General features: G+C 59.2%; 9 protein-coding genes. All 9 read right to left on the reverse strand.

Annotated features, from left to right (window positions below; genetic code table 11):
* Positions 1-253: 253 nt before the first annotated feature.
* On the reverse strand, positions 254-766 hold the full coding sequence (locus HOP59_RS06925; RefSeq protein ID WP_010626177.1) for a hypothetical protein: 513 nt from the start codon (positions 764-766) through the stop codon (positions 254-256).
* A gap of 34 nt (positions 767-800) precedes the next feature.
* The gene (locus HOP59_RS06930; protein ID WP_234253312.1) at positions 801-1,421 is read right to left on the reverse strand and encodes a hypothetical protein; all 621 of its coding nucleotides are present in this window, start codon (positions 1,419-1,421) and stop codon (positions 801-803) included.
* A 916-nt stretch (positions 1,422-2,337) separates the two neighbouring features.
* The gene (locus tag HOP59_RS06935) at positions 2,338-2,937 is read right to left on the reverse strand and encodes a hypothetical protein (RefSeq protein ID WP_010626174.1); all 600 of its coding nucleotides are present in this window, start codon (positions 2,935-2,937) and stop codon (positions 2,338-2,340) included.
* 158 nt (positions 2,938-3,095) lie between these two features.
* Positions 3,096-3,449: a hypothetical protein gene (locus tag HOP59_RS06940; RefSeq protein ID WP_141638493.1), complete on the reverse strand. Its 354-nt coding sequence runs from the start codon at positions 3,447-3,449 to the stop codon at positions 3,096-3,098.
* Between the two features lie 2 nt (positions 3,450-3,451).
* Positions 3,452-4,189 carry a hypothetical protein gene (locus HOP59_RS06945; protein WP_234253313.1) on the reverse strand — a complete coding sequence of 246 codons (738 nt, stop codon included), beginning with the start codon at positions 4,187-4,189 and terminating at the stop codon, positions 3,452-3,454.
* Positions 4,190-4,580: 391 nt separating this feature from the next.
* On the reverse strand, positions 4,581-8,168 hold the full coding sequence (locus HOP59_RS06950; RefSeq protein ID WP_010626172.1) for a toxin VasX: 3,588 nt from the start codon (positions 8,166-8,168) through the stop codon (positions 4,581-4,583).
* Positions 8,169-8,180: 12 nt separating this feature from the next.
* Positions 8,181-9,086 (reverse strand): DUF4123 domain-containing protein, encoded by a 906-nt coding sequence (locus HOP59_RS06955; protein WP_234253490.1) that lies wholly within the window; start codon positions 9,084-9,086, stop codon positions 8,181-8,183.
* A 5-nt stretch (positions 9,087-9,091) separates the two neighbouring features.
* On the reverse strand, positions 9,092-11,170 hold the full coding sequence (locus HOP59_RS06960; protein ID WP_234253314.1) for a type VI secretion system Vgr family protein: 2,079 nt from the start codon (positions 11,168-11,170) through the stop codon (positions 9,092-9,094).
* A gap of 1 nt (position 11,171) precedes the next feature.
* A complete protein-coding gene (locus HOP59_RS06965) occupies positions 11,172-11,459 on the reverse strand; it encodes a type VI secretion system PAAR protein (RefSeq protein WP_181513494.1) in 288 nt (95 codons plus the stop codon).
* Positions 11,460-11,462 lie beyond the last annotated feature (3 nt).

The raw sequence follows: 11,462 nt of genomic DNA on the forward strand, positions 1-11,462 counted from the left end.
CACTTGCCCCAGGTTAACGTCTGAAGAGACCGTTACTTGGCAAAGTAAAACCGTACTGAGCACGGAGGCTCAACCAGGGACGACCGAGTCAGGAAGACTCACTATCCAGGGATGCTCGGGTGGAAGGATGCTCGAGGTGGAGGTAAGGAAGCGAAGATCCAGCCCGGCCGCAAGGCCGGGCTTTTCCTTTTGTCGTTTTTGGCTCGCTGTGACGCCATCTTCATTGCTGACGCCCGTGGCCGCAAGGAGCGCTTCAAGTGCCGCCGGTTCGTAACCTGGCAACCAGCCGCCGGATACCGGGCGCCCGCAGTAGCAGCAATACCCCCAGGCCAAGCTGAATCAGGCTGCCGACAAAGGCCGCCCTCCCCTCTACCGCTCGATGTATACCGAGCAGTTCACGGTCGTAGAACAGCCAGGCGCCATGGTTGGCGAGCTGAGGCAGTGCGGTGACGGCAACATACAACCCCACCGCCCCGATCAGCCCAGTCTCGAAGTCGACCCCAGTCAGGGCCGACGCCTTCGCTTGGTCATCCCCCGTAGCAGGCAGCAGCCGGCCCGCCACCGCCGAATGAAAATGCCAGAGCACAATCGCCACCCCGGCAAACAGCAGTGCCGTCACAACGAAGTAGCCCAGATGCAGGTAGTGAACATCGCTGCTATGGAAGCTCACGCCCTGCACCGCGAAGCGCAGAGCCGTGAGTCCAAGATAGATGGAAAAGCAGCGAACCAGCGCTGCCACGAGGCCTTGAAGGGCGGATGATTGCATCGTGTGTCTCTCCTACCGCCCATGAGGCGAATCGTCAGGCCACGTTGGTCGCAAACGGCAGGGTGCGGTAAGCCGTGCGCGGCGACGGTGGCACCTCGACGCCGAAGCGCTTCTCGATGTCGCCCATCTCGATGAACTTCTCGCCGCGCTGGTAGGCGGCGCGCAGCTGCTCGCTGAGTTCAGCAAGCTGGCGGGAAGGCTTGGCCCACTGCTCCCGGGGCAGTGGCTTGGACCACTCTGCCAGCCAGTCTTTGGGCACTGCCTTGGGCAGCACGTGCTTCATGCGATATTCGGTGTACCAGTGAGCGAAGCGGGCGTGCTCCCACAGCCGCTTGCGACGGAAGCGCCGCCAGCGGGCCATGTCGTTGGTGCGTTCACATTCCGCCTTTTCCCGGGCGACGTAGGCGTCGTACCACTCCAGGCCCCACTCCCGGGCCGAAGGCGTGATGGCCTCGGGGCCTTCTTCCATGAAGCGACGGATGTACTCCCACTGCGCCAGCGCCCCGGGCAGGCCGCCCACACCGACGACAATACCGGCCCCGGGCAGAGTGTAACCCGGCCGTTCAGGGTCGGGCGGCAGCAGGGCGAAGTTCCAGCCGAAGCCCGTGATGGCGCCCGGGCCTAGGCTGGGGTTGAAGCCGCATACTGCGATCACGTCTTCCCACGGTACCAACACAGTATGTCGCTCGCGTTTGCAGAGCCGACAGAAGGTGTCATAGATTGAGGGGTAAGCAAAAAGAAAGGCCATGGAGCCGATATGCAGCAGCAACAAACCCAGAGGAAAGTCCTCCCGAGCGCCTCTTAGCCATTCGCCAATTTCAATAACTCCCATTCCACCAGATATACAAGCTGCCAGGCCGGGGCCAAAAGAAATCAACCAAGGATTTTGAGGGCCAGGCAGCAAAAAACGACCAGGCGGGTCAACGACGAATGCTACTTCACGGCGCTGACGATTTAAGCGAATAGGGGGGATACGCCTAAGCAACGTATTCATCCAAACGATACCTAGAATAAAGACGAACAGGAAGCCGAAATAGAGACCCCCTCCCCATAAAGTTATAAGCTGTGAGTCTGGTGGAAAACCGCCAACAGCCCACCATGTAATAAAAAAAAGCACAAGAATAGCGCTAGCCCCAGCGCTTAGCGTATGCCCCGCAGTCATAAGGCTCTCGGGGCTTACTGCCTGACGGAGGTCCATGCTGACGTCATCGTGACGAACATCAATATGAGCTACATCTACTGCATGCTCGCTATCCGAGGGAAGAGGCAAAGGACTCAAGCAGTACTGCTCACCCCCGGCGCGGTTTTCCCGCTCGCCGGCTCGCATGGCGGGCAGTGAATCATCGATGGTTGGTTTGGGCATGGTGCGTCAAATCCCTTGATGGTTATCGCCAGGCCGTCAATGACATGGCTGGCCAATTTTTCAACCGGTCACGCGTCCAAAAATATCGGGAAGGGTAGAAATGGCGCGCCGCTCCTAAACGATAGAAGGGGCTTTTTCTCAAAGAGAGAAACAGCCCCTTAGTAACCCAAGTGTGGATAACTCTCTTCTTTAACTATCCGAAGCACAGCTAAGCCACCACTCCTTGCCGACGATAGGCCTCGCTGAAGATCTCCTCGATGGAACTGAGGGGATTCTCCGCGCGTAGTCGGCGCACCTCGGCCGACAAACGTACCAGCTCCTCGCTGGGCTTGGCCCACTGCTCTTTGGGAAGTGGCTTGGACCACTTTTCCACTTCCGCCGGGCGCAGCTTAGGGCGGCTCTTCATCAGCCGCTTGACTTCCCACTCGGTCAGGTAACCGGGCAGATTCCACAGTTCGATGACATGGTAGGCATACCAGAAGAAAGTGAAGATAGGCCCCACTTCCCCATTGGCCCGGCGCTCGAGCATCCGACGGCGCGCATTGCGCAGTGTATGGACACCTTCCCAAGGTGGATCGTCCTTGCCCCTTGGCAGGTGGGGATCCTGAATCTCGTGCAGCGAGTGGACTTCATACTCCATATAGGCGCGGATCGCTTCCCAGTTGCTGATCGCCAGGGGCAATCCCGCCGCCATGTACTCAAGCTTCAGCCACTTGCCCGTCTCCGGGTGGGCGTACCCAACCCCCATGCCGTACTGCTGCTGCACGCCATACTGAGTGGCTCCACGAGCTTCTACCACCCAGGCCATCAAGGACTCCCAAGGCACGTAGACGACTTCCTGCGTATCAGAGAGGGTAAAGCAGACTTCTCTACGCTGGCGATGGAAGCGGACGGGAATGCTTCGCTTCAAGTCCTGGATACCCATATAGTAGCCTAAATACATTAACAACAATGGAACCAACCCACCTAACGTTCCCAGCCAGAAAAATATCTTATATAAAAAATGAAATTTTCGGGCGATATGCCAGGCATAAGAAAAAAATAAGCGCTGGAAAAACCAAGACACATAGCAACAAAAACCCACACCACCCAGCGATAATCATCTGCCATCCAAAGACATTCGGCCACCCGCCCCCGAAATCCAGCCAAGTATCGTTGAACTCGCTTACGGCCTTGTTCATATCCAAAGGCGGCTGGCCCGTCGATAAGGGCAACGGCGCCAGATAGGTAATCCTCCCCCCCAGGAATCACCTGTGTATCACCCGAACGGGGATGCTGGGAGGGGTCGGGTCCAGAAAAGCCCTTGCGCTGTTTGGCCATCGTCAGGCTTCGACTCCCTGGCGACGATAAGCCTCGGCGAACACTTCTTCGATGGACTGCTGCGGATCGCGCTGGCGAATCCGCCGAACCTCTTCCGACAAACGCATCAGCTCCTCGCTTGGCTTGGCCCACTGCTCTTTAGGTAGTGGCTTGGACCATTCCTCCACCTCGGGCAACTTGTACTGTGGCCGCTGCCGCTGGATGTTTCGGTGCTCCCGCTCAGCCAGATATCCCGGCAGAGTCCACAAAGACAGTGCGTGGATGAAGTACCATCCCACCGCGTAGAGATAGCGCCAGAAAGAGGGCCGTTCACGCAGGCTGTTGTGGAGCTTACGGCGAGCATTGCGGATGGTATGAACGCCCTGATGAGGTGGGTCGCCCGGAGCCCGCAGGCCAAGGGGATCCTGCACCTCATCCAGGCTGTGCAACTCGTATTCCATATAGGCACGCAGCACTTCCCACTCGCCGAGGGAGAGAGCCATGCCTGGGGTCAGACCCTCGCTCTTGAGCCACTTTCCTGTCTTAGGGTGAGCGTAACCAATTCCCAGCCCGTATTGTCGAGTGGTACCGTACTGAGTCGCTCCATGTCCCTCCACCGCCCAGGCCATCAGCGACTCCCAGGGCACAATGACCGGCTGCTCGACCTCATGCTGCAGACGCTGCTCCTTGACAATAAAGCATACCTCGCGGCGCTGGCGATGAAAGCGGATGGGAGTAGCCTTCAGGCGTTCCCGATGCATGCCTCGCATGGTCCACCACGACATTAGGAGACCAGCCCCCCCGCCGAAAGACGCCACAACCAGTAGGATCTGATACCCTTGCCAGTCCATAACAGAAATCAGTAGCAGGGGAATCAGCACAAGGCTAAAAAAAACTCCAAATATAGGGATGCCTATGGCCAACTGGTAACCAAAAACGCTAGGTGGCCCAGCGCCATAATCGAGCCAAGTATCGTTTAGGCTACTGATGGCTTGGCTAAAGTCCACTGGTGGCATACCAGTGGGCAATGGCAACGGTGCCAGATAGGTCACCTTGCTGGTACCAACGCGTTCGGTATCGCCGGCTCGGTGGGGTTGACCCGGCGTTGGTTCTGGAAGCTCTACGGTGTGTGCCTTTTTCGCCATTAGATGCTCAGTCATTACTGGTGGCTAGGACCACGATGGCCCGGCCGTCGATTTCATACCAATCGCCATTTGTGAAGTTGGGATTGAGCCCAGCTTCCGGCATATGGCGATGGCTGCTGCCGGTATCTCGTCCATGGCGTGGACGGATTAGGATATACTGCTCATCGTTGCGGCGTTCTCCCTCTTCATCCAGACGTGAGTAACGTACTCCCACTACATAACGCACCTTACCGCGCTCTTCAGTGGGCGTTTCTCCGCTCACTACCAAGCCAGCGTGCTGCTGTGGGCGGGTGGCGCCGACCATGCTATTTGCCCAGGTTTCGGTAATTTCTTCCCAGCGGGACGATGTCCAGCGGCCACGTCGACCGGCCGGCGTCAGTCTCCACACCCTCAGCGCCAAGCGCAGCGGTGGCTCACCCCCTAGGGCCTCAAGCATGGCCGGCGACACGTTGGGCATATGCAGGGCTATACTATACTGGGTTGGATTACGAATGCCTTCGGTCAGACTATCGAACCAAGCAGGCATTACGGTCTCGCCATAATGCGCTTCGACCACGGCATGCGTGGGTTGCAGCACTTCCTCTAAGGCCTGCAGATAGTGTCTCAGCGGCTGGCCATCATCTGGTTCTTGATAGTCGTTGCCCCAAGGAGAGTCCAGCAGCCACTGGTCGTGTTTGCTCAGGTTGTAGCGGTTGTACATCCAAGTACCGGCCAGTTCCAGGGCAGTAAAAGCCAAGCCTATCAGGTTGACTCGCCAGAAAAGACTACCTAGTCGCGCCCCGGCGGAGGCCCAGGTCGTTACACCTTGCCTTATTTCACCGCCGACGCGGAGCGTGGTTGTAAAGCCATATCCATGGGAGCCCATCATACCAAGATTCCCTACCATAGCCGTAGACGCACCCAGTTGAGCCCGCGACTGTCCACTACGCACCGCCTCGACAAGGTTACCACTATTATTGGCAAGCCCCAGCCCCGCAGCCAAAAAGCCTATAAAGTATCCTGCACCGCCCAAGCCAAAGTGCATCCTTCCCAGTTGTGCACTGACCGACCCGCTGCCCAACGCCTCCCCCAAGGCCCTTGCCTGTCGTTCTAAAACAGTTTGGCCAATTCCCTGAGCAGTCAGAAAGCCAGCCGCCCCAGTCGTGAAGGCAGCGTTAAATACATTCAACCAGGCTTGCCTACGTACCCCTGAGGGGGAGTGAGAGGGGAGTTGGTTTAACGCTCGCATGGCTTGCATCAGGTTCACCGCCTGTGCCACAAAAATAGCCAAGCTCAAGCCATCGCCAGTTACATTAATCACATTGGCAGTGCTCGAGATGCCCAAACGGAAGTTACGAATTAGTCGACTTACTTCACGCTGCTGAGCCGCTGGCAATACTACCGTAATACCAGCACGAGCTTTCCCAAGAGAGGAATCCTCAACTCCCGACATTACTCGAACTGCATCTTCATCTGGTGTCTCGACTGGGCTTATCGATTCAGCCAGCAGGGTTTCATATTGGCTCAAGGAAGCCTGAACATTTGCTCTTTCATTTTTCAGCTGCAAAACTCGCTGCGAGTTCTTCCCACTAGCCCGTTGAGTTTGGCGAATTTGGTTATTGAGTGAGCGTAAATTTTCACGAAGGCCTAAAACTCGCCTCAATGTACGCTCGAAAGCTGCAAGCTCTTCTACATTAGCAAAATGGAAATTCAGCTCGCCACGCCGTGCAGCATCGATCAATCGAGGCCCCAGTACCTTGGGCATTTCGCTGCTACGGAACAGCGCCTCGACACTGGGTAACTGTCCACGGCCATCCAGGGCCTCGGAAACCCCCGCCATCGCGCGCTCAAACCCCACACCTACGGCCGGTGCCAGGTTGGTGCGCACACTGTCGGCAGCAGCCTGAGTCTTTTCTTCCAAGGCAGCTACATCTGGTAGTTTATCCACCTCCATAGCAACCAATCGGTCAATCCATGAGGATGTTTCAGATAACACTTTATAGCCAGCGCCGTATAGACTTGCATAGTCTCGTATCAACGCTGTGCCGTCGGCCACCGAGAGAGCGTAGAACATTGGCCGGTCAAAATGGGGGTTGGCTTGAAGCCAAGAGAATATCCGATCATTGGCCGCATCACTTCGGCCTATATCACGGGTTACCGCGTACTCAGCTAGAAAAGCAGCTTTGATTTGCTCCTGATCACAAGAATCAAAATACCAAGCGGAAACCTGAAAGCGCGAATGACATAGCATCTCGACGCGATCATCGGTAATACGCTCAAGCAGCTCATTCCAGCGCGAAAGCTTTATACGCTGTTGCACCAAGAATTCATCCATCTCTTGGCGACGCACTAAATCATTGATACCTCTCTGACCCAGCCTAGCACCATGTTTCATATCATTAACTCGCCGACGCTGCTCTTGGCGAAGTTCGATCAAGTTATCAAGGTGAGGGTCAAAAAACTCAGCGTTGGTTGAAGCATTCAGCATCTGCCGCGTGCTTTCTCGATTCAGTATGGCTTGGCGCTGAGTCTCTAAGCGCAGCCGTTCCAAATCGGAAGAAACACCATGCCCAAAGCTCGGCCTTAGTGTTGAAATTTTCTCATCCAATGCTCTCAGCTCAGATTGTATTTCCTCGGAAAGATGGGCCTCATCCACTTCAGGCAGGGAGCCTTCATGGTTAAGATAGTCAGTCACTGCTTGGCGGGCGTCTTCATCGTCCAGGTCATCGAGATCGTTCCATAGCGCTTCGCGTTCTGTTTCTTTATCCAACTCAGCCAACGCATCTAGCGCCTCCTGAGTGAGCTCAGTTGCCGACTCTATGTAACTTCCTAATACATAGTCACGCTCTGTTCGACCATTTTTTTCTTTAGACCATTCGCTCAGCCACCCCACTACGTTGTCTTGGTACATCGCCAAGTCACGCATGACGCCGATGTCATCCCGCACCACCAGGCACAAGCACTCGTCACGGTCCTCGACCTCATGCTGCTTGAGCAGCTTGCCAAGACGAGACTTGTGGTAGTAATGGTCGTTTTCCCAGTGGTAGGCCTCGCCTTCCTGCTCATGGCCGCCTTCGGGCTGCTCCAACTCGGCATCTTCGGCGAATTCCGCGACCCACTCTTCTGCCTGAGCCGTGGTGATCAAGTGCTCGCCGCCCCCTGTGACGGGGTTGGCGCCCGAAAGATCGACTGCCTGCATGAAGGCATCACGATCCTCCTCGCTCTCCAGCACCTGGGTACGCTTGGTGTCGGTCCACTTCACTTCAGAGAAGCAAACGTAGAGGGTTCGATCCGTCTCGTATTCGAGCTTGCCACCGGTGATCTCATCACCCTGTTCACGAAACTCGTACTCGGCGAGTTCGTTGGTCTCACCATCGAGCACATAGAGATAGCCGTTACGCAGCAGGCGAATGCCCAGCGGCCGCGCACTCAGGGTGTAGGGCGTGGAGCATCCGGGTACCAGCTCCTCGACCAGGCCATAACGCAGCGGCAGCAGCTGCACCTTGCCGCTGATCAGCGGGCAGGTCGCGCCCTCCTCGCTATCGCGGCAGGAAAGCTCATAGGCGGCCAGGGCACCGTTGTCGCGGTCATCATTGGGTCGCTCGAAGGCAGACATGTGACATGCTCCCTATGTCGTAACGTAGGATTGTGAGGTTGTGGCCGCGCTCAGAGCAGCCTCGAGACGCTCGATTCCGCCCAGGCGTTTATCGCTCAACTCGTGATAAAGGGGTGTGTCGGTATGGCCATGCCACGTCAGGGTTCCTAGCCGGGCCATCAGGGTGCACAGCAGCGCCCATTCGCGAGGCGTGTTGAAGCCCATGTCGCGGGCTTCGCCGATAACCCGCTCAAGACAGGCATATCGCTGCGATTTCGCCGCGTCCGGCAACCAATCGTTGCAATGACGCTCGACGAAGCTCAGCAGTTGGCGTGTATCTCGACGCAGATCGCAGGCCTGGAGCCGGGCAAGCTGCACTTCCGACAGCCGGTAGCCTTCGCTGTCCAGTGCAATAGGGTCGGCTTGCACTTGAGCGGGCGAACCATAGCCCCACTCTTCCGTCACGGCATTGGGCACGACCAGTTGATCGATAGCCCCCCAAGGGACATGTGCCGGTGAGCTTTCAGCGGTTAGCAGAGCTGACATGACGGCTGGATCAGCCAGGCGCAGTAGCATCGGAACCCCGCTGGGGTGTACGACCTGCACCAGGCGGCGCAGATGATCGGCCAATTCAAGCAGGCTTGCTTGGCCGATTATGAGATAACCCCATTCCGGCTCGAGTCCCTCCGCGAGGAAACGCTGCAATACCGGGTCATCAGGACCAGATAGCCGCACAAGCCAGGGAGAAACGTTACTGACCGTCGCCCAAGGGGTTCCCGCATAGAGCAGATCGGCCTCCAATTGCCCCTCGGACCATTCATAAAGCCGACGCGGTAGTTCCTGGATACGCACGCCATCGAGCAGCAGATAAACGTGCTGCTCGACGGGCCAACGCCATGGGCCACCCGTCAGCCCTTGGGAAAGCGGCCAGCTCGCCATATCCGTCACGCGCTACCATCCTTTTCGCATACGGGACACAGCGCTTTCTGTTGCAGCAGCGCCGCTTGCTGAGGAGCCTGTATCGGGGTGAACTCAGGTGCCGCTTCCGCCTCCCGCGGCAGCGCCGGTGCCTGAGCGGCCTGGCCGCTGCCGGAGCCGGGGCTGCCTCCGGAGTTGATCTTGACCTGGCTGCCGACGATGGTGACGCCGCTGGGGTCGAGCTTGATGAAGCTGCCACCGGCCTTGAGGGTGATCTCGGCGCCGGCTTCGATCACCACCTTCATGCCCGCCTTGTGGTGGATCTCCTGGCCGGCTTCGACCAGTTGGGCGCGGCCGTACTTTTCATGACGGCTGGCGTCGACGATGAGGTGGTCGTCGCCGTCGATCTGGGTGTGGCGGCTGCCGTGTACCGTCAGGTGATCATCGGCATGGATCTCACCGATGCGGTCGTGGTGCACGGTGAGGAAGCTGTCGTTGCCGATCTCTTCGGTGCGGTCGTTGTTGGTCAGCAGCTCCAGGTCTTTTTGGGCGTGCAGCCAGATCTGCTCTTCGCCCGCTTCGTCCTCGAAGCGAAGTTCGTTGAAACCTTCGCCTTTGTGACTCTGGGTACGGATGACGGTGCGGGTCTTGTGCTCGGGCAGCACGTAGGGCGGTTTGTTGACGGCGTGATAGGTACGCCCGGTGATCAACGGCTGATCCGGGTCGCCCTCGAGGAACGAGACGACCACCTCATGCCCAATCCGGGGTATCGCCATGCTACCGTAGCCGCCGCCGGCCCAGCCCTGGGAGACGCGCACCCAGGCGCTGGCGGTTTCATCCGGCTCGGCATAACGATCCCAGGGGAACTGGACCTTGACCCGGCCGTGTTCGTCGCAGTAGATCTCTTCGCCCTCGGGGCCGACGACGAAGGCGATCTGCGGGCCGTCGACGCGGGGCTTGGCGTTGGGCGTGGGGCGCCAGGCGCGGTCGGCGGGGGTGAGGATCAGTTCGTTGTCGAACTTGGTCATGCCCTCCGAACCTGCCCGACCCCGCAGGCCTAAACCCGCCGCGTCACTCTGCGTGACACCATCCTCTTCCAGCGCCTGGGGCTGGCTGCCGGTGTGCTTGACCTTGACCACTTGCCAGTCGCGGTTGAGCTCACTGAGGTCGTGGTCGGTGAGGGTGAACTTGACCCCCGGTGCGAGCTCGGGCAGGTCGCTCTCGGCGGCGCAGGTCAGGGCGCCGCTTCTGAGGTGTTCGAGGCGGATGCGGGTGAAGGCGTCGCCGGAGGCGTCGGCCTTGTAGCGCCCGGGGTAGTCGTAGTGTTCGTATTCGCCCCTTTGGGCGTGCTCTTCCAGGTCACCCGCGGCGTGCTCGTGGAGCTGGGCATAGGCGGGGTTCTTGAACGAGTAGTCCTTGAGCGTGACCGAGGCCGGGGCGACCCGGGCGAGCTGCTGGAGCTTGCGTACGTGGCGACTCGGCGGGGTGCCGCCGGCGCGGCCGTGGTAGGTACGCTCGCCCAGGTGGGCCAGGGTCTGGGGGGCGTCGGCGAATACCAGGCGGTGGGCGCCGTTCGGCGCATCTTCGAACTCGTGGAAGTAGAACAGGCCCTCTTCGGCGGCCAGACGCTCGACGAAGGCGAGATCGGTCTCCCGGTACTGCACGAGGAATTCTCTTTCCGCCAGGTCGCGGGTGACGGCGAAGGCGACGTCGGTGAGGCCGCGCTCGTCGCACAGGGTGTTGAGCACGGTGAGCGGCGAGACCTCCTGGAAGATGCGCGAGTTGTGGCGCAGATCGAGGCGCCACAGCGCCGGGCGGGCGACCAGAGAGTAGAGGGTGCGGCGATGGCCGCGGTCGCCGCGACCGAACTCGCTGACGACGGCGTGGACCCGGCGCAGCACCTCGCCGTCCTGCCAGATGGTCAGGCTCACCGGGCGGTCGAGCAGCTCGGTGGCGGAGAGGCTGCCGTCGCGGCTGGCGAAACGCACCTCGAGGTGGAAGGGCTGCGAGAGTGCCTCTTCCAGGGTGAAGTCGATCACCGCCAGTTCGGCGCTGTCGACCCCGGCGAGATCGAGGGTGAACTGGAGTCCGGTGCGGTCGGCCATGTCAGCTGCCCTCCCCGCTGGCGGAACCGATCACCACGCCGCCGCAATCGACGGCGTGGCCGGTGAGTGCTGCCGGCTTGCCATCGATCAGGATGGTGCCCGAGCCCTCGGCAATGGAGCGCGGATGCGAGGGGTGCTTGGGCTTGTCGTGCGGGGCCAGGGGGTCGCCCAGGCGCGCTGCCGGTTTGCCGTCGATGATCACGGTCGGGCTGCCGGCGGTGACCGGCGTCGGCGGAAAGCCATCGTGATCGGTGCCGATGTCACCCACGAGTACCAGTTTGCGTCCCATCTG

The sequence above is a fragment of the Billgrantia aerodenitrificans genome (assembly GCF_021404405.1).
GTDB classification, from domain to species: domain Bacteria; phylum Pseudomonadota; class Gammaproteobacteria; order Pseudomonadales; family Halomonadaceae; genus Halomonas; species Halomonas aerodenitrificans.

What these genes read in the sequence shown, in the direction of transcription:
- HOP59_RS06925 (WP_010626177.1), bottom strand. Translation starts at nt 766, where the DNA reads ATGCAATCATCCGCCCTTCAAGGCCTCGTGGCAGCGCTGGTTCGCTGC.
- HOP59_RS06960 (WP_234253314.1), bottom strand. Translation starts at nt 11,170, where the DNA reads ATGGCCGACCGCACCGGACTCCAGTTCACCCTCGATCTCGCCGGGGTC.
- HOP59_RS06935 (WP_010626174.1), bottom strand. Translation starts at nt 2,937, where the DNA reads ATGGCCTGGGTGGTAGAAGCTCGTGGAGCCACTCAGTATGGCGTGCAG.
- HOP59_RS06945 (WP_234253313.1), bottom strand. Translation starts at nt 4,189, where the DNA reads ATGCATCGGGAACGCCTGAAGGCTACTCCCATCCGCTTTCATCGCCAG.
- HOP59_RS06950 (WP_010626172.1), bottom strand. Translation starts at nt 8,168, where the DNA reads ATGTCTGCCTTCGAGCGACCCAATGATGACCGCGACAACGGTGCCCTG.
- HOP59_RS06955 (WP_234253490.1), bottom strand. Translation starts at nt 9,086, where the DNA reads ATGGCGAGCTGGCCGCTTTCCCAAGGGCTGACGGGTGGCCCATGGCGT.
- HOP59_RS06940 (WP_141638493.1), bottom strand. Translation starts at nt 3,449, where the DNA reads ATGGCCAAACAGCGCAAGGGCTTTTCTGGACCCGACCCCTCCCAGCAT.
- HOP59_RS06965 (WP_181513494.1), bottom strand. Translation starts at nt 11,459, where the DNA reads ATGGGACGCAAACTGGTACTCGTGGGTGACATCGGCACCGATCACGAT.